18 protein-coding genes and 1 tRNA gene are annotated in these 15,846 nt (G+C 69.2%); 6 read left to right on the forward strand and 13 right to left on the reverse strand.

Annotated elements, in window-relative coordinates:
• Positions 1-3 precede the first annotated feature (3 nt).
• Positions 4-1,263, reverse strand: a complete 1,260-nt coding sequence (locus GGR16_RS14285) for a glycosyltransferase (protein ID WP_019401018.1) — start codon at positions 1,261-1,263, stop codon at positions 4-6.
• 173 nt (positions 1,264-1,436) lie between these two features.
• Here GGR16_RS14285 and GGR16_RS14290 point away from each other — a divergent pair, with 173 nt between their 5' ends.
• Positions 1,437-2,852 carry an O-antigen ligase family protein gene (locus GGR16_RS14290; RefSeq protein ID WP_019401019.1) on the forward strand — a complete coding sequence of 472 codons (1,416 nt, stop codon included), beginning with the start codon at positions 1,437-1,439 and terminating at the stop codon, positions 2,850-2,852.
• Positions 2,853-2,864: 12 nt separating this feature from the next.
• On the opposite strand, the gene GGR16_RS14295 is transcribed toward GGR16_RS14290, so the two are convergent.
• The 3 genes from GGR16_RS14295 to GGR16_RS14305 all read right to left on the reverse strand — a co-directional run bounded on the left by GGR16_RS14295 (position 2,865) and on the right by GGR16_RS14305 (position 5,081).
• Complete coding sequence (locus tag GGR16_RS14295) at positions 2,865-3,698, reverse strand: WecB/TagA/CpsF family glycosyltransferase (RefSeq protein WP_197286590.1); 834 nt, start codon at positions 3,696-3,698, stop codon at positions 2,865-2,867.
• A gap of 69 nt (positions 3,699-3,767) precedes the next feature.
• Positions 3,768-4,106, reverse strand: coding sequence for a hypothetical protein (locus GGR16_RS14300; RefSeq protein ID WP_183317023.1), 339 nt, complete (start codon positions 4,104-4,106; stop codon positions 3,768-3,770).
• Positions 4,107-4,295: 189 nt separating this feature from the next.
• A complete protein-coding gene (locus tag GGR16_RS14305; RefSeq protein ID WP_197286591.1) occupies positions 4,296-5,081 on the reverse strand; it encodes a sugar transferase in 786 nt (261 codons plus the stop codon).
• Positions 5,082-5,469: 388 nt separating this feature from the next.
• Between GGR16_RS14305 and GGR16_RS14310 the strand changes: the two genes are divergently transcribed.
• Positions 5,470-6,471, forward strand: a complete 1,002-nt coding sequence (locus GGR16_RS14310) for a UDP-glucuronic acid decarboxylase family protein (RefSeq protein ID WP_183317024.1) — start codon at positions 5,470-5,472, stop codon at positions 6,469-6,471.
• A gap of 29 nt (positions 6,472-6,500) precedes the next feature.
• Here the strand turns inward: GGR16_RS14310 and GGR16_RS14315 are convergent, their stop codons facing one another.
• Genes GGR16_RS14315 through GGR16_RS14325 form a run of 3 tightly spaced genes read right to left on the reverse strand, consistent with a single transcriptional unit; the run spans position 6,501 to position 8,641 of the window.
• Entirely contained in the window at positions 6,501-7,283 is a 783-nt protein-coding gene (locus tag GGR16_RS14315) for an SDR family oxidoreductase (protein ID WP_019404434.1), read from the reverse strand.
• A gap of 27 nt (positions 7,284-7,310) precedes the next feature.
• Positions 7,311-7,850 carry a 2,4'-dihydroxyacetophenone dioxygenase family protein gene (locus GGR16_RS14320; protein ID WP_183317025.1) on the reverse strand — a complete coding sequence of 180 codons (540 nt, stop codon included), beginning with the start codon at positions 7,848-7,850 and terminating at the stop codon, positions 7,311-7,313.
• A gap of 17 nt (positions 7,851-7,867) precedes the next feature.
• The gene (locus GGR16_RS14325; RefSeq protein ID WP_019404432.1) at positions 7,868-8,641 is read right to left on the reverse strand and encodes an SDR family NAD(P)-dependent oxidoreductase; all 774 of its coding nucleotides are present in this window, start codon (positions 8,639-8,641) and stop codon (positions 7,868-7,870) included.
• 258 nt (positions 8,642-8,899) lie between these two features.
• On the opposite strand from GGR16_RS14325, the gene GGR16_RS14330 reads away from it, so the two are divergent.
• The 3 genes from GGR16_RS14330 (at position 8,900) to GGR16_RS14340 (ending at position 10,353) form a co-directional block, all read left to right on the forward strand.
• Positions 8,900-9,331, forward strand: coding sequence for an SAM-dependent methyltransferase (locus GGR16_RS14330; protein ID WP_019404431.1), 432 nt, complete (start codon positions 8,900-8,902; stop codon positions 9,329-9,331).
• 83 nt (positions 9,332-9,414) lie between these two features.
• Positions 9,415-9,654 (forward strand): hypothetical protein, encoded by a 240-nt coding sequence (locus GGR16_RS14335; RefSeq protein ID WP_019404430.1) that lies wholly within the window; start codon positions 9,415-9,417, stop codon positions 9,652-9,654.
• Between the two features lie 348 nt (positions 9,655-10,002).
• Complete coding sequence (locus GGR16_RS14340; protein ID WP_019404429.1) at positions 10,003-10,353, forward strand: hypothetical protein; 351 nt, start codon at positions 10,003-10,005, stop codon at positions 10,351-10,353.
• Positions 10,354-10,450: 97 nt separating this feature from the next.
• Here GGR16_RS14340 and GGR16_RS14345 read toward each other — a convergent pair whose 3' ends face one another.
• From GGR16_RS14345 to GGR16_RS14355, 3 genes are all read right to left on the reverse strand, one after another.
• Positions 10,451-10,765: a BA14K family protein gene (locus GGR16_RS14345; RefSeq protein WP_183317026.1), complete on the reverse strand. Its 315-nt coding sequence runs from the start codon at positions 10,763-10,765 to the stop codon at positions 10,451-10,453.
• A gap of 283 nt (positions 10,766-11,048) precedes the next feature.
• Positions 11,049-11,124, reverse strand: a tRNA-Lys gene (locus tag GGR16_RS14350).
• A gap of 164 nt (positions 11,125-11,288) precedes the next feature.
• A complete protein-coding gene (locus tag GGR16_RS14355) occupies positions 11,289-12,857 on the reverse strand; it encodes a 2-isopropylmalate synthase (RefSeq protein WP_019404427.1) in 1,569 nt (522 codons plus the stop codon).
• Positions 12,858-13,301: 444 nt separating this feature from the next.
• Between GGR16_RS14355 and GGR16_RS14360 the strand changes: the two genes are divergently transcribed.
• Complete coding sequence (locus GGR16_RS14360) at positions 13,302-13,634, forward strand: hypothetical protein (RefSeq protein WP_055457416.1); 333 nt, start codon at positions 13,302-13,304, stop codon at positions 13,632-13,634.
• Here the strand turns inward: GGR16_RS14360 and GGR16_RS14365 are convergent.
• The 3 genes from GGR16_RS14365 to GGR16_RS14375 are packed head-to-tail and all read right to left on the reverse strand — an operon-like array spanning position 13,625 to position 15,840.
• The gene (locus tag GGR16_RS14365; protein ID WP_183317027.1) at positions 13,625-14,206 is read right to left on the reverse strand and encodes an ASCH domain-containing protein; all 582 of its coding nucleotides are present in this window, start codon (positions 14,204-14,206) and stop codon (positions 13,625-13,627) included. The two genes, GGR16_RS14360 and GGR16_RS14365, sit on opposite strands and share 10 nt — an antisense overlap.
• Before the next feature lie 21 nt (positions 14,207-14,227).
• Positions 14,228-14,938, reverse strand: coding sequence for an NUDIX hydrolase (locus GGR16_RS14370; RefSeq protein WP_343059775.1), 711 nt, complete (start codon positions 14,936-14,938; stop codon positions 14,228-14,230).
• Positions 14,935-15,840: a PhzF family phenazine biosynthesis protein gene (locus GGR16_RS14375; protein WP_183317028.1), complete on the reverse strand. Its 906-nt coding sequence runs from the start codon at positions 15,838-15,840 to the stop codon at positions 14,935-14,937. Before GGR16_RS14375 ends, GGR16_RS14370 begins: the two co-directional genes overlap by 4 nt.
• Positions 15,841-15,846 lie beyond the last annotated feature (6 nt).

The raw sequence follows: 15,846 nt of genomic DNA on the forward strand, positions 1-15,846 counted from the left end.
GGATCAGTCCCCCGCGACGGCCGACGGCACCGGCCGACGGTCGAGGCCGATGACGCGGAAGAGGCCTTGATACACCGCCTCGGGCGAATGATGGCGTTCGATATAGGCGAAGGCCGCCGCCCGGCACGCGGCCCTCTTTCCGTCATCGGCCAGAAGCCCCTCGATGCCGGCGGCGAAGGCCTCGCCGTCGGCGGCCTCGAGCACGCAGGCCGCGGCCTCCTCCTTCAGGCCGGCGCGTGCAAGCGGGCTCGCCACCACCGGCAGTCCGTGCGCCAGATAGTCGAGGAGCTTGACGTTGAGCCCGCTGCCGATGCGCTGCGGCGCGATGGCGAGCGCCGCGCGCGACAGGTACGGCGCAAGATCGGCCACGGCGCCATGCCGCTCCACGCCCCGCGGCAGATCGGGGAAAGCCGTGCCGATGGCGCCGACGACATCGAGGCGAACATTCGGCCGCAGCGCCTGCAGGCGCGGCCAGACGTCGCCCAAAAACCATTCGAGGGCATCGACATTGGCCGGATTGTCCGAACCGACGAAGACGAGCCGGTCGGGATCGGCGACCGCCTGCGCAACACGCACCGCCCTGCGCGGCATCGACGCGACGAGCACGGGCGGGGCAGCGGGATGGGCGGCGAGCTGCCGCGCTTCCTCCTCCTGGATCGCCACGGCGGCATCGAGACCGCCGATGAGACCCACCTCTTCGTCGAGCGTCATCGCCGGCACGTCGGGCGCGCGCCCCTGCTCCACGAAGCGGCGGTGGCGCTGCGACATGAGGTCGTGAAGATAGACGATGCCGCGCGCGCCATGAGCCATGGCAAGGCGGGCGAGCGGCGCAAGGAAGACATAGTCCGCGATGACGGCACGGCACGGCTCGCGCGCAAGCTCGGCCTCGACCGTTGCGATCTCCCCCGCCGTCACCGGCAGGGTGGCCGGCCAGACGCCGGGCGAGCCCCGCCCGCCGCGCAGGATCCGCCCGGCGAACGCCCCGAGGGCGCCGATCCACGGGCCGGGCCGCGCCGCCACGACCCAGCGGCCCAGCCGCAAGGCCTCCGCGCAATGGAGGCGGTCGAAGCTGCCGGCGGGCAGGTCGATGCGCTCCACCGGCCGGCGCCCGAAGGCGCGCGCGGAGACGACGAGGAGGTCGACACGCGCCCCCTTGCCCCGCAGCGCTTCGGCCAACGCGACGAGAACGGCCGTGTTGCCGACACGCGCATGGGTCGGCACCCGCCGCATGACGATGAGGATCCTCGGCCCCGCCTGCCCCAACGCGTCTCCTCCGGCGTGGGACGGACGCCCCTGCCCCCTGTACGCCTGCATCATTGTCGGGCCGGCCTTGCCCGGCGGCAAGGGGGACGATTGCGGCAGCACCATGGACCGGAGCGGGAGGGCTGGACTAGGATCGCGGCGCGGGAAGACCACGGGCGGGTGACGAAACAGCCATGACAGCAAGCGTTGCCGGCCATGCGGGAGGCGACCGCACGATCACGGCGTCGCACGCCGCGCTCTCCGTCCCGGCGCGCCTCCTCACCGGCGCTTGGGGCGTGTTTCTCGGCCTGCTGCCTCTGCCGCTCGCGTCGAACCGCCCGCTGTTCTGGTGCATCAACGCCGTCGTCGCGGGCTGCTTCGTCGCGGCCGTCGCCCTGCTGCGCCCCGTGCCCCTGCGCTTCGATGGCCTGATTCGCACCGGACTTGCCCTGTGCGCCATGCTCGCTGCCGCCCTTCTCGGCTGGATGCTGGTACAGGCGCTCATGCCCCTCGCGCCCGGCTCCCCCCTGGCCGACCCGATCTGGGCGGCGGCTGCGGAGGCCCTTGGCGAACCGCTGACGGCCCGCATCACCGCGGCGCCCTGGCAGACGCTGCTCGCGGCGCTGCGCTTCGCCACGGCCGCCGCCGTCTTCTGGGTGACCTTGCGGCTCGCCACGCACCCGGGCGGCGCCGCAGCCCTCCTGCGCTGGCTCATGTGGGCGAGCGCCGGCTATGCCCTCTACGGCCTGGTGCTCGACCTCATGGGATCCAGCACCATCCTCTGGTTCGAGAAATGGGCCTATCGCGATTCGCTGACCGCCACCTTCGTCAACCGGAATGCCGCCGCAGCCTATTTCGGCATCGGCCTTCTCGCCGCGCTCGCGGAAGCGATCTCCGCCATCCGGCGGCGGTCGGCCGCTTCGCTCGCCTATCTGCTGCTGCTCCTCGTGCCGCTCGCCATCCTGGCCAATGCCATCGTCCTCACCGGCTCGCGCTCCGGCGCGGCCGCAACGGCCCTTGCGGCGGGCGTCGGCCTGCTGCTCCTCGTCAGCGTCCGACGCGCTCCTATCCTGATCGTCCCGCTCCTCGCCGTCATGCTCATCGGCCTTGCGCTGGCGACCCTGCACGTCAGCGGCGCCCATCTCATGGCGCGCATCGAGGCCGACGGTGGATCGGGCCAGTCGCGCCTGTGGCTCTACCGCACGGTCGCCGAGATGATCGCGGCCCGGCCGCTCACCGGCACCGGCGCCGGCACCTTCCAGCTCGTCTTCCCGGCCTGGCGCGAGCCGGGGCAGGAGATGTTCCTCATCTGGGCGCAGGCCCATAACATCTACCTGGAACTCGCCGTCGAGCTCGGCCTGCCGGCCGCGGCGGCCATGCTCCTGCTCGTCATGCTGCTCATGCTGATGTGCGCCCGCGCGCTGCGCCGCTCCGAGGGCGGCTGGCACGTCGCGCTCTTCGCCCTGACGAGCTGGCTCCTGCTCGCGGTCCAGGGTCTCGTCGATTTCGCGCTCCAGTACCAGGCGATCACCTTGACCGCCGCCGCCGCCCTCGCCATGGGGATCGCCGGTGCGGCCAAGCCGGCGAGCGGACCAGCACGACCACGCTAAAGCCGATAGAAATCAGCCCCTTGCCTGCCGTTCCGGAATCACTTTCTGCGCACGGCGCAGGCCGTTTTCCCGGACCTCGCGCAGAAAGAGAAGCATCAAGGGAAGGAGCGAGCCGGCATAGCGGCGCCAGAGGCGACGCGGCTCCTGCAGGAGGCGGTGCAGCCATTCGAGCCCGAGCGTCTGCATCAGAACTGGCGCCCGCTGCTTACGGCCGGTGAGGAACTCGAGCGCCGCGCCGATGCAGAAGGCCGTGCCGCAACTGCGCCCCTCCTCCACGATCGCAAGGGCGAGGCGCTCCGATTGCGGCGAGCCGACGGCGAGGAAGACGAAGCGCGCCGGATGCGCCGCCACGAAGTCGAGCGCGGCCCGCCACGCCTGCGGATTGTGGGCCAGCCCCATGGGCGGCGCATGGAAGTGCCAGCGGTACTGGGGAAAACGCTGCCGCAACGCCTCGCCCAGCGCCGCATCCGCGCCGACCACGGCGAGCGTGTCGCCCGGTGCGAGCACCTCGGCGAACAGCCGCTCCATCACGTCGGTCCCGTTGAGATGGGGCAGGTCGAGCCCCACGAGCTTGCCGAGACGCTCGATCTGGTGGCTGTCGCACCAGCTCATCCAGGCCGCTTCATAGACGCTCAGAAGGTCCGGCTGGCGCGACAGGCGCACCACATGGTCGACATTCGGCGTCGCCACATAGGCGAAGGGCTCCGCCGAGCTGCAATCCTTCAACCGGTCGAGCACCGCATCCTTGGGCAGGAGATCGAAGGGAGCACCAAGAAAGGTGACCCGCGGTGCGGCGAGCGGCTCGCGCGCCACCTCAGCGGGACTTGCGGACGGGCCTGTGGGCACCTTGGCTCTCTGCCTTGTCCGACGGCTTGCGAGCCGCCTCACCGCCCTGCCGGCCGTCGCGCTCCTTCATCATGGCCGCCGTGCGCGCGAGGGCCGAGGCGGCGATATCCACCTCGCCGAGGCGCTCGGCGACGTCGTCCGGTCCGCCGGCCGCTGCATGCCGCGTGGTGAGGCCCCCCGCTGCGCACGTGCCAGCTCCAGCAGCAGGACGAGCATGAGGCCCATGTTGAAGGCAAGGACGGCCGTTCCGGCGCCGGCCGCAAGGCCGGACCATCCGCCGGACGCGCCGCCCGCAATGCCACCCGCGACCGCGGCGAGAAGGGATCCGCCGGCCCAGGCCACGGCCTTGCCGCGTCGGCCGGCGAAGAGACCGAGAACCAGTGCCCCGAGAGCGATGATGATCAGCATGGCGATACGTTCCACGGTTCTGGGAACGGAACACTCGGGCAGGACATCTCTGCCGGAGCGCATTCAGGCATCTGATTCAGCGGACGAAATCCTACCATTGACTTGCATGCGGCTCCAGTCTCGCGCCGAACTGCAAAGAAAGCGTTTCGTTCCGCCCTGTCCGCCGCGATGCATGATGGCCGCATGTCGTCACGTCCCCGAGCCGGCCCAGAACTCCCGCGCGGCCGTCACGACGAGGATGACGATGTCGAGCGAGAGGGAGAAGTGGCGAATGTAGGCGAGATCGCAGACGACGCGCCGTGTGGCGTGGGTCTGGTCCGTCACCGCGCCCCGCCAGCCCGCCAGCTGCGCAAGGCCCGTCATGCCGGGCCGCACAAGATGACGCAGCGGATAGGCGGGCACCGCCTTCTCGTAGAGCTCGCCGTTGACCAGCATGCCGACGGGATGGGCGCGCGGTCCCACGAGCGACATGTCTCCCCGCAGCACGTTGAGAAGCTGGGGAAGCTCGTCGAGGCTGCGCTGGCGCAGCACGGCCCCCAGAGGCGTCACGCGTGGATCGTTGGCGACGGTATGCCTCACCCCGGTCGGATCGCCGCGGTCGGCATACATCGTCCGGAACTTCAACATGAAGAACGGCTTGCCGCCGCGGCCGACGCGCGGCGAGCCGAAGAAGACGGGCCCCCGGCTCGTCGCCTTGATGAGGAAGGCGATGACGAGGAGGATGGGTAGCAGCAGAAGAAGGCCGCCGAGCGCGCCGGCGATGTCGATGCCGCGCTTGCAGGCCCGGGCCGTCCTTGGCCAGCGCGCGCCCTGCTCCGAAAGGTCCTCGGCCAGCGCCGCGAGGTCAGCCGGCTCGTGCCCGCCACACCGCGCGGTCAGAAACTGATCCAGCCAGGACGGCGCCTTCACGCCCTCCCCCGACGCTCCCTGCCCCAACGTCGCCCTCTGGGCGCCGGTCCACGTCGACAACCGCATGAACAGGACTCATGTGCCATTCGAAGCGACGCCCTCCCCCACGGGACGGGCCTTTGCTCACCCAAAGATCACCCTAGACTATCTCAAAAGGGGAAACTACGGAAAGTTCTTGCCGTCGCAGAAACCTGATCCACCAACGAATATCGTTAACTTGAATGGAAGAATGACGCAGCATAACTGCAGCGGCCGGTTTACCGCCAAGCACAGGGCGAGCCGTTGCCTCCCACCGGGGAAGCTGCGTTCACGTTGAGAAGAGTAGCGTTCTTCTCGACGGAATTCCAAGGCTCCTCCTCCACCCGCGTTCACCTTCAGAATCAATTTGACTTGATATCTTCTTTCCCGTCGGGCCCAATTTGGGCACGACGGCCACGGCCGGACGAGGCGTCCCATGCGTCACATCGATATCGCAGATCGTTTGCCCTCTCGCGCATCGCGCACCGCCCTCGTCACGGGCGGTGCCGGCTTTCTCGGCTCGCACCTGTGCGAGGCGCTGCTGAAGAAGAAGTACAACGTCATCTGTCTCGACAACTTCTTCACCGGCGATCGCAGCAACGTCGAGGGCCTGCTGCACGGCGGCAAGTTCGAGATCGTGCGCCACGACGTGACGGTACCGATCCAGATCGAGGCGAACGAGATCTACAATCTCGCCTGCCCGGCCTCGCCCCTGCACTACCAGGCCTCGCCGGTGGAAACGACGAAGACGAGCGTGCTCGGCGCCATCAACATGCTGGACCTCGCCCGCCGCCTCGGTGTCAGGATTCTCCAGGCCTCGACCTCGGAGGTCTACGGCGACCCGGCCGAGCACCCCCAGCGGGAGAGCTACTGGGGCAACGTCAACCCCATCGGGTCGCGCGCCTGCTACGATGAGGGCAAGCGCTGCGCGGAAACGCTGTTCTTCGACTATCACCGCGCCCACGGCGTGCCGATCAAGGTGGCCCGCATCTTCAACACCTACGGGCCGCGCATGCATCCCAACGACGGGCGCGTGGTCTCGACCTTCATCGTGCAGGCGCTGACCGGACAGGACCTGACGATTTTCGGCGACGGCAGCCAGACGCGCTCGCTGTGCTACGTCGACGATCTCATCCGCGGCCTTGTCAGCCTGATGGAGGCCGACGGCGGCGTCACCGGGCCGGTCAACCTCGGCAACCCCGAGGAAGTGTCGATGATCGAATTGGCGGAGCTCGTCCTTTCCCTCACCGGCTCGCGCTCGCACATCGTCCGCCGCCCGCCGGCGGCGGACGATCCCCGCCAGCGCCGTCCCGACATCTCGCTGGCCGACGAGGTGCTCGACTGGCGCCCCACGGTGCCGGTGAAGATCGGCCTCGGCCGCACCATCGATTATTTCGACGCCCTCTTGTCGCACCGCGCGCCGGCGGTCTTCCCGTAAAAAGACCGGCCGGCGCGCGGCGCAGGCGCTCAGAAGGTGCCCGGATAGGCGCCGCCGTCCATCAGCCAGTTCTGGCCGGTGATGTAGCCGGCGTGGACGCTGCAGAGGAATGCGCAGGCGGCGCCGAATTCGTCGGCCGTGCCGAGGCGCCCGGCCGGGTTGGCCGCCGCCATGGCCGCGATCTCCTCCTCCGGTGCCCGTCCGCTCTGGGCGGCGCGCGCCGCCGCCGTGCCGCGCAGCCTGTCCGTCTCGAACGGCCCCGGCAGCAGGTTGTTGATGGTGACGCCGCGCCGCACGGTCTTGCGCGACAGGCCGGCGATGAAGCCGGTGAGGCCGGAGCGCGCGCCGTTGGAGAGGCCGAGGATATCGATCGGCGCCTTCACCGCGCTCGACGTGATGTTCACCACGCGGCCGAAGCCGCGCTCCATCATGCCGTCGACCGTCGCCTGGATGAGCGCGATCGGCGTCAGCATGTTGGCGTCGAGCGCCTTGATCCAGTCCTCGCGCGACCAGTCGCGGAAGTCGCCGGGCGGCGGACCCCCGGCATTGTTGACGAGGATGTCGGGTGCCGGGCAGGCGGCGAGCGCGGCCGCACGCCCTTCCGGCGTCGCGATGTCGCCTGCGACCGTCTGCACGCTCACGCCCGGCGCCGCACGGCGGATCTCGTCCGCCGTTCTCTCCAGGTCCGCGGCGGTGCGCGCCGTGATGGTGACATTGACGCCTTCACGCGCCAGGGCAAGGGCGCAGCCCTTGCCGAGACCCTTGCTCGCCGCACAGACGAGGGCGTTGCGCCCTGCGATGCCGAAATCCATTGCTCTTTTCCCTCGTGGTCGGTCCGCTCAGCGGATGAACTGGTCGATGTAGTCGACGCCGAGGCCGTTCTTGGCATAATGGGCCCGGCACTTGTCGATGCGCGTGAAGACGTCGTCGTAACCCACGGTCTTGCCGTCCGGATCGACGTAGATCATCGCCCCGTTGACCTGGAACAGGGTGATCATCTCCTCCACATGCGGGTCGACGACGAGCGTGTGCGTCTCGCCCGGCGCCTCGTAGGCATAGGAGCCCTCGCGCGCCACCCAGTCGTGCTCCAGATAGCGCCACTCGCCCTTCAGCACGAAGGCGTGCACCGGCTGCGGATGGCGGTGGCGCGAGAGCACGCCCGACTTGCGTACCTTGAGCAGGTTCATCCAGTAGCCGCGCGAGGCGGCCATCAGCAGCGGCCGGAACCAGACGTTCTCCTCCACCGGCACCCAGATGCGCTCGTCGTTGGGAATGGCATTGGGGATGACGAGCTCCGGCGGCGATTCCCTGGGCTGCGGATGGCGATAGGGCAGCCACTTCTCGTCGATGCCGCCGGCGGCGGGATCTTGCCCGTTCATGTCTTGTCCTCCCGAAATCAGACCGTGAGATAGCCGCCATCGATGGCGAGAATGGCGCCGGTGATGAAGCGCGCCGCGGGCGACGCGAGGAAGACGGCGCCGCCCGCCACCTCCTCCGGCGTGCCCCAGCGCCCCATCGGCGTGCGGGAAAGGATGGCGCCGCTGCGCTCCTTATCCTTCTGCAGCGTCTCGGTCAGCGGCGTCGCGATCCAGCCGGGCGCGACCGCGTTGACGCGGATGCCCTCGGCGGCCCAGGCGGCGGCGAGGCTCTTCGTGAGCTGGGCGATGCCGCCCTTGGAGGCGCTGTAGGCCGGCACGCGCGGGCCGCCGAAGAAGGACAGCATGGAGGCGACGTTCACGATGGCGCCGCCGCTCTGCGCGAGCTTCGCCTTCGCACCGGCGCACATGCGCATCGTGCCGTTGAGATTGATGTCGACCACGTCGGCGAAGGCCTCGGGCTCGAACTCGACATCGCGGCGAATGACGCCGGCCGCATTCACCAGCACGTCGAGGCGCTCGAAGCCCGCAAGGAGGCCACTGATAGCTTCATTGTCGCGCACGTCGAGCGGCACGAAGGTGAGCCGCTCCCCGCCCGTCTCCACTGCACGCTCGCATTCGGCGGCCGTCGCGCCCGTCGCGACGACGCGCGCGCCGAGAGCCGCAAAGGCCCTGGCGCAGCCGAGGCCGATGCCGCTCGTGCCACCCGTGACCAGCACGGACCGGCCGGCGAAGAGATCGGCCGCGAAAGCCTGAGTGATCGCCGGGCCCGAGCCCGGTGTCGTTGCCGTCATGTTTCCTCCATGCCGCGCCGCCGGCGCGGAGGCCTCTTTGGGCCGATTGTTGCGCGGGCTCGCAGCCCTTGGCCCTAACATCGACCATGTCGGCGCCGAACGCCATTCGCGGGATGCAGGCGCGGGTTGTGCTGGCGCGGCAGCTCGCCCGTTGCCGCGCTCCGCGCGCTTGGCTTGCGACTGTCTCGGGCGCTTGCCAGAATTCCATGACGCCCACCGGCCGGCTTCCGCCGACGGGGCTATCGACCGGGAAATCGCATGGGGACGGAACTCTCGCCGCGCCTGCGCGCCATTGTGGATGCCCTTCCACTGTCCAATGGCCTTCGCGTACTGGAAATCGGCTGCGGGCCCGGCGCGATGGCCCGCGCCATCGCGCAACGCATCGGCGACGGACATGTGCTGGCGATCGACCGCTCGGCGCAGGCCATCGCACGGGCGCGGGCGCTGTCGCGGGAGGCGATCGCCTCGGGACGCCTGAGCCTGCGCCAGATGGCGGCCGAGGAATTCGAACTCGCACCCGGCGAAGCGCCCTACGACATCGCCGTCGCCATCCGCGTCGGCGCGCTGGACGGCCGCCATCCCGAGACCGGCCGCAGGGTGAGGCGCCGCCTTGTCGCAGCCCTGTCCCCGCAGGGGCGGCTGTTCATCGACGGCGGCGATCCCCTGCGTGAGATCGCGCTCGGCGACTGAGCCGATCGGCCATTGCGCCATTGGCGCGCCGCAATCTGGCTGATAGAGGGCCACCTCCCCTGGCCGATCGGGATTCGGAGCATATGCAGAAACTTGCCCAGGTGATGCTGATCGTCGTCCTCGCCATGGTCGGCGTTGCCGGCAGCCGCTGGTATCGCTACGTCAGCAACACCACGAGCCCTTATGACGAAGTAGGCATCACCCTCAACACGCTGATGCCGCCGCCGTTGCGCAAGTGGGGCTGCGACAGGCTGCACGCCACCTTCGGCAATGTCCTGCCCCCGCACGGCTGCGCCGTCGCGGACGGCCGGCAGTGGATGTGAGACGCGCCACTCCGCAACATCTCTTGCGGGCAAGGACCGCACCTCGGCAGAGCCAGGGCCGGGCTCGCTGACGGCCAAACGGCCCGGCCCCGCCGCCCGACGCCGCGACACGGCTCGGCCAGGCCGGCGAGAACGATCGTATCGTCTGTCCTTGTTATTCGGCGCCTCGCCCACAGAATATTGGAAGAAATTCATAACGCATAAGCAACAGATGAACGCCCACCTCTCCACCTTCATCTACATACCATGCAATCCTTTGAAACAGTTTGTGACCGAAACGGCGCGCCAGCCCGGAACAAGCGGCTCTTCTTACGGTTTGTTTACCATCGTTCGCGAAAGGAGGAGAGCATGCGCAAGACGATTTTCGCGATTGCGACCGCAGTCACCTTGATCGGCCTGCCGGTGGCCGCCTCGGCGCAGAACGCCCAGGCCAATGCCACCGCGGGCGGTGCCGTCGCCGGTGGCCTGACCGGGGCTGGTGTCGGCTTCATCGTCGGCGGGCCCGTCGGCGCGGCGGTGGGCGCCGGGATCGGCGTCGCCAGCGGTGCGACGACCGGCGCCGTGTCGACCCCGCCGCCGCGGAGGGTCTATGTGGAACCGGCTCCAAGCACGACCACCTATGTGGAACGCCGCCGCGTCTACCGAGAGCCGGCAACGGCTTGCTTCGAGGACGCGTACGGCCGGGTGATCTGCCAGTAATGTGACGTCTCGAGGCGGGCCCGTTCAGCGCGGGCCCGCCTTGCCTCGACCGGGCTGTTGCCGGGCGCTTGTCGAACGTCCGGCGGATTGCCCTTCCTCACTGGCAAAGATGGACGAGCCCGTCCTCACCGACGAAGGTGCCCGTTGCCGGATCGAAGGAGGGGTACAGCCTCGCGCAGCTTTCCCAGGCCCAGCTCCTGCGCACGGGAGCAACAGCAGGCTCCGCGACCACGACGGGACCGGGCGCGACTGCGACCGCGCCGCCGTCATAGAAGGTCGCGCTCGTAGCCACGGCCCTGCCCGGTGGATAGGGTGCGCCACCCGCGCGCATGTCGTAGCAGACGAGGTCCTGGGCGAGGACCGCACCGGCGCTGAGCGCAAGGGCGGCGATGCCAATGAGCATTCGTTTCATGGTGGCTCTCCTCAGCCACCCCAGCCGAGGAACAGCCAACGGCCTTTTGCTGCCCATTGTTCCCGGAACACCGGCCCCTCGGCACGGGACTGGGCCCTGTTCCCCAGCCGTCAACGACGCCGGAAAGGCCGCACGCCGGCGGTGTTAGGGAGGCTTAGAAGCCCGCAGCATTGCCGCAGCAGCGAGCGGAACGGACGTTGGCCACCAACGGCCCAAGAGGCGAAACCGGACAGCTTCCCGTTTCGCACGCCGCTCGAAATGCCGATTATCTTCAGGGAGTTGATGGTGGGCGCACTAGGGCTCGAACCTAGGACCCGCTGATTAAGAGTCAGCTGCTCTACCAACTGAGCTATGCGCCCATCAACATGTCGCGCCGGTCATCGCCAGCGGAACGAGCGGGGAAGTAGCAAAGACCGCGGGGCTTGTCCAGCAGGTCCTGTTCATTTTTCCGTCACGGACCTCGCGGCTGTGGATAGCCGCGGGCCGGGACAGGTGCGGCGCGGCAGTGCCGGGCCGCCTTTCCTCATTCGGCGGCGTGGGCGTGCAGCCGCTCGCCGCGCATCAGCAGCTTGTTGAGCGCCGCGAGATAGGCGCGCGCCGAGGCGACCAGCGTGTCGGGATCGGCGCCCCGGCCGGTCACGGACGAGCCCTGCGCCGAGAGCCGCACCGAAACCTCGGCCTGGGCATCGGTGCCCTCGGTCACCGCGTGCACCTGATAGAGGTCGAGCACGGCCTCGTGCGGCACCAGCGCCTTGATGGCGTTGAAGGTGGCGTCGACCGGGCCGTTGCCTTCCGCCTCCTCGGTGCGGATCTCGCCGCCGACGTCGAGCTTCATGGTCGCCCGCTGCGGGCCGCGCGTGCCGGCGATGATCGACAGCGACACCAGCTTGACGCGGTCGTGCGCCGTCAGGATCTCCTCGTCGACGAGCGCCTCGATGTCCTCGTCGTAGACGTTCTTCTTGCGGTCGGCGAGGTCCTTGAAGCGGCGGAAGGCGTCCTCCAGCGCGTTCTCGCCGAGGTCGTAGCCCAGCGCCTTCAGCTTCTCGCGGAAGGCGTGGCGGCCCGAATGCTTGCCCATCACCAGCGAGGTCTTGTTCACGCCGACGGATTCAGGCGTCATGATCTCGTAGGTCGAGGCGTTCTTCAGCATGCCGTCCTGGTGGATGCCGCTCTCGTGCGCGAAGGCGTTCCGCCCGACGATGGCCTTGTTGTACTGCACCGGGAAGGACGTCACCGCCGAGACGAGCTTGGAGGCCCGCGTCAGCATCGTCGCGTCGATGCCGGTCTCGTAGGGCAGGATGTCGCGGCGCGTCCGGATGGCCATGACGATCTCTTCCAGCGCCGCATTGCCGGCGCGCTCGCCGAGGCCGTTGATGGTGCACTCAACCTGGCGCGCGCCGCCCTCGACGCCGGCCAGCGAATTAGCGACCGCGAGGCCGAGGTCGTCGTGGCAATGCACCGAAAAGATGGCCTTGTCGGCATTCGGCACCCGCTCGCGGATGGTCCGGAACATAGTGCGGTATTCGTCGGGCGTCGCGTAGCCCACCGTGTCCGGCAGGTTGATGGTGGTGGCGCCGGCCTTGATCGCAGCCTCCACGCAGCGGCACAGGTACTCGATCGGCGTGCGCGTCGCGTCCATGGCCGACCACTCGACGTCCTCGACGAGGTTGCGCGCCTGGGCCACCGTCGTGGTGATGATCTCCAGCACCTCCTCCTCGGATTTGCGCATCTGGTGGGCGAGATGGATCGGCGAGGTCGATACGAAGGTGTGGATGCGGCCGCGCTGCGCATGGCGCACCGCCTCCCCCGCCCGGGCGATGTCGCCGGGGATGGCGCGGGCGAGGCCGGCGATCACGGCGCGCTTGGTGCGCCGCGCGATCTCAGAGACGGATTCGAAGTCGCCGACCGAGGCGATGGGGAAGCCCGCCTCGATGACGTCCACCCCCATCGTGTCGAGGAGCTCCGCGACCTCCAGCTTCTCCTCGAAGGTCATGGAGGCACCGGGGCACTGCTCGCCGTCGCGCAGCGTCGTGTCGAAGATGATGACGCGGTCGCTCGCCTTCTTCGCGGCGTCGGTCGTGGGATGGGTCATGGTGAACTGTCCTTTCGGGCGGCACGGCGCTGCGGCCGGCGTGTCGTCGATATTCGTCGGTGACGCGGTCTTCGTGTCGTCCCCTGAGTGCCCAGGCACGCGTGCCCAGCCGGCGCTCAGGGGCGGCTAAGGAGAAGAAGCAGACCGGAAAGACGAAGAACGCCGAGCGCGCGCGACGATGCGGCGGCGGATGCCGCGTCTGCCATCGTCATGCTGGAGCCGGAAATGACCACGGCCCGTTCCCCTCGCGCTCGCCCAGCGCACCCGATGCGCTGGCGACATGTCCAGATTGCTTCTAAACGACGACACCCCGTGCTGACAAGCAACACTTTATCGGCGAATGCACGGCAGGGCCGGTCGATCCGGCTCTTGCCATTGACGCGTCCCAATTGCCCGCCAAGGCTGCCGTGTCGCGATTCCACACCAGAATGGAGAGGTTGAGACATGACGATCCGCGCGCTGCCGACGCTTTTCGGCGCAACCGTGCTGGCACTTTCCCTCGCCGCCTGCAACACGACGGGCGGAAGCCCGACGCAGCAGCAGGCCGCCGCCACCCCGGCCGTGCCGCAGTTGCCGGGCGACAGCGCCTGCGCCCGCGAGATCAACACCTTCCGCGAGATCACCCGCCGCGACGTGGACACCGGCTATCTCAGCCCCACCGTCTACGCCAAGATGACGCCGGAAGTGGACAAGGCCGCGAGCACCTGCACGAGCGGCGCCGACCGCGACGCGGTCGCCATGCTGGCAGCCACCAAGTCGCGCTACGGCTACCGCTGATCGCGCGCGAGAAAGGCCTCGCCGCGCGCCGACAACCGGTAGCCGACGGCGAGGCTGGTCGTGAGGCCGAGGGCGCCGAGCTTGCGCATATCCGTCTTGAACAAGGGCATGGCGCAGCCGGTCTCCTCGGCGAGCCGGCGCGCCGGCACGCCCGGCGACTGCGCAACGAGCGCCAGCGTCCGGCGCGTCCAGGGACCGCGCCGGCTCCGGCTGTCGAGCGCATCGAGCCACTTCGCGATCGCCTCCGCATCCCCTTCGGACAAGGCGCTCTCCTGCGCGAGGGCCCTGCGCGGATCGGCTCCGGCATAGCGAAATGCGATGCGCACCAGTTCACCCGTGCTGCGGCGCACAAGGTCCTTCCTGAGCGCGGCAAGGTCGCGGTATCCGGCGCGAACGGCATCGTCGGTGGTCAGCGCCTCCTCCGTGCATGAGGTGAGCGACAGGATCTCCACCACGCCGCACGGCGTATGCAGCCGCGTTCCGACCTTGACGCTCGGGCGCGTCCAGCGCCGGAACGCGAGCGTCACGTCTCCCTGCGCGATCTTCCCCAGTATGTCGGCCTTGAAGAGCATGCTTCCCGGAAACGGGCAGGCTCAGCGCTGCAGCAGGTGCCGCAGGAAGACCTGCGTGAAATAGGGCATCCGCACCGTGTCGATGTCGGCCGGTGCACGCACGACGTGCATTCCCGCCAGTTCCGGCTGCTCCTGCCGCGCCAGCCACGCATTGATCTGCGCGTGAAGCACCTCCGCCGGCAGGGGCGAGCGCACCGGGCGCATGAGCGCGATGCGGGCACCGTGGATGACGGCGGTCCAGGTTTCCTCGATCGTGACCTCGCCCTCGCCGAGCCCCGTCTCCTCGAGGAGTTCCCGGCTGACGCTGCCGGCAAGGTCCACGCGCCCGTCGGGCAGGACATCGCCCGGATCCGGCGTCCCGGCGGGGAAATAGATGCGCCCGGGGTTCGCCGTATGGTCGCCCATGATGCCGAGGAGATAGGGCCCGTCGGCCGCCTGCAGCGCCGCCATGGCGAAGCAGTTGCCCGCGCTGCCGGGAGGAAAGTCGAGGTCGCGCATGGCGAGGAAGCTCGCATAGTCGCTTTCCCGGTAGCGCACCTTGAGGATGCCGTCCTCCACCCGCCGTTCGCAGCAGATCAGCACGCGCCCGTTGTAGAGCGCCGGGCTCTCGGCCGTCCGGCGCGCCCAGTGCGCGTCGATCGCCGCCCTGTGCTCCTGCGCCCAGGGCCAGGCCCCCTCTTCGCACCAGGCCTCGACGCCGGCGAGCGGCAGGATCATGGGCTCTTCGATCACAGGAACAGCGCTCCCTCGCTGACGACGACGGCCGTGCCGCCGATGGCGGCCTTGACGAGCGCCCCGCCCTCGACCGTCAGCGTCAGCTCGATCTGGGAGGGGCGCCCCATGGCATAGCCCTGCTCGATGACGAGGATGTGTTCCCCGTCCGCCGGCGTGTCGTAGTCCATGATCGCGCCGGCGAAGGCTGCCACCGCCGAGCCCGTCGCCGGATCCTCGCCGATGCCGAGGTCCGGCGCGAACATGCGCGCATAATAGGCATGGCCGGCGTCCACCGGCTCGCGGCAATAGATGAAGGCATTGGCGCGCGGCCCGTCGCCGAAGGCGGCATCCCAGGCGGAGACGCGCCGCCGCGCCCGGTCGACCGCCGCCCGCCCCGCCACCGGCACGATGGCATAGGGCACGCCGGCGGAGTATTTGGCCGGCTGATGCATGCCGAAGCCGATGTCCTCGACGGCGAGGTCGAGCGCCGCGGCAAGGGCTGCGGGCGAGGCAAGCTCGCTCAGCCGCCCCGGCAGGCGCGGCAAGGTGAAGGTCGCCCGCCCGTTGCCCTTGCCGGCGATCTCGACGGCGCAGGGGACGAGGCCCACCTTTTCTTCAAGCGTGAAGGCAAGGGCGCCGGGGCTTGGCCCGTGGTCGATGAGCCCGAGCAGCACCGCCGTGCCGACGGTGGGATGGCCGGCGAAAGGCAGTTCCGCCGTCGGCGTGAAGATGCGCAGGCTGGCACGATGGTGCGCATCCTCGGGCGGCAGCACGAAGACCGTCTCGGACAGGTTGAACTCCTTGGCGATGGCCTGCATGCCGGCATCGCCGAGCCCCTGCCCGTCGAGCACCACAGCGAGCGGGTTGCCACCGAGCGCGGTGTCGGTGAAGACGTCGAGCGTGAAGAAACGGCGTCCCATCGTCTC

This window comes from Chelatococcus caeni (assembly GCF_014196925.1).
Classification (GTDB): Bacteria; Pseudomonadota; Alphaproteobacteria; order Rhizobiales; family Beijerinckiaceae; genus Chelatococcus_A; species Chelatococcus_A caeni.

What these genes read in the sequence shown, in the direction of transcription:
- GGR16_RS14315 (WP_019404434.1), bottom strand. Translation starts at nt 7,283, where the DNA reads ATGGATTTCGGCATCGCAGGGCGCAACGCCCTCGTCTGTGCGGCGAGC.
- GGR16_RS14310 (WP_183317024.1), top strand. Translation starts at nt 5,470, where the DNA reads ATGCGTCACATCGATATCGCAGATCGTTTGCCCTCTCGCGCATCGCGC.
- GGR16_RS14330 (WP_019404431.1), top strand. Translation starts at nt 8,900, where the DNA reads ATGGGGACGGAACTCTCGCCGCGCCTGCGCGCCATTGTGGATGCCCTT.
- GGR16_RS14320 (WP_183317025.1), bottom strand. Translation starts at nt 7,850, where the DNA reads ATGAACGGGCAAGATCCCGCCGCCGGCGGCATCGACGAGAAGTGGCTG.
- GGR16_RS14335 (WP_019404430.1), top strand. Translation starts at nt 9,415, where the DNA reads ATGCAGAAACTTGCCCAGGTGATGCTGATCGTCGTCCTCGCCATGGTC.
- GGR16_RS14325 (WP_019404432.1), bottom strand. Translation starts at nt 8,641, where the DNA reads ATGACGGCAACGACACCGGGCTCGGGCCCGGCGATCACTCAGGCTTTC.
- GGR16_RS14365 (WP_183317027.1), bottom strand. Translation starts at nt 14,206, where the DNA reads ATGCTCTTCAAGGCCGACATACTGGGGAAGATCGCGCAGGGAGACGTG.
- GGR16_RS14355 (WP_019404427.1), bottom strand. Translation starts at nt 12,857, where the DNA reads ATGACCCATCCCACGACCGACGCCGCGAAGAAGGCGAGCGACCGCGTC.
- GGR16_RS14375 (WP_183317028.1), bottom strand. Translation starts at nt 15,840, where the DNA reads ATGGGACGCCGTTTCTTCACGCTCGACGTCTTCACCGACACCGCGCTC.
- GGR16_RS14300 (WP_183317023.1), bottom strand. Translation starts at nt 4,106, where the DNA reads ATGCTGATCATCATCGCTCTCGGGGCACTGGTTCTCGGTCTCTTCGCC.
- GGR16_RS14345 (WP_183317026.1), bottom strand. Translation starts at nt 10,765, where the DNA reads ATGAAACGAATGCTCATTGGCATCGCCGCCCTTGCGCTCAGCGCCGGT.
- GGR16_RS14340 (WP_019404429.1), top strand. Translation starts at nt 10,003, where the DNA reads ATGCGCAAGACGATTTTCGCGATTGCGACCGCAGTCACCTTGATCGGC.
- GGR16_RS14360 (WP_055457416.1), top strand. Translation starts at nt 13,302, where the DNA reads ATGACGATCCGCGCGCTGCCGACGCTTTTCGGCGCAACCGTGCTGGCA.
- GGR16_RS14305 (WP_197286591.1), bottom strand. Translation starts at nt 5,081, where the DNA reads ATGCGGTTGTCGACGTGGACCGGCGCCCAGAGGGCGACGTTGGGGCAG.
- GGR16_RS14290 (WP_019401019.1), top strand. Translation starts at nt 1,437, where the DNA reads ATGACAGCAAGCGTTGCCGGCCATGCGGGAGGCGACCGCACGATCACG.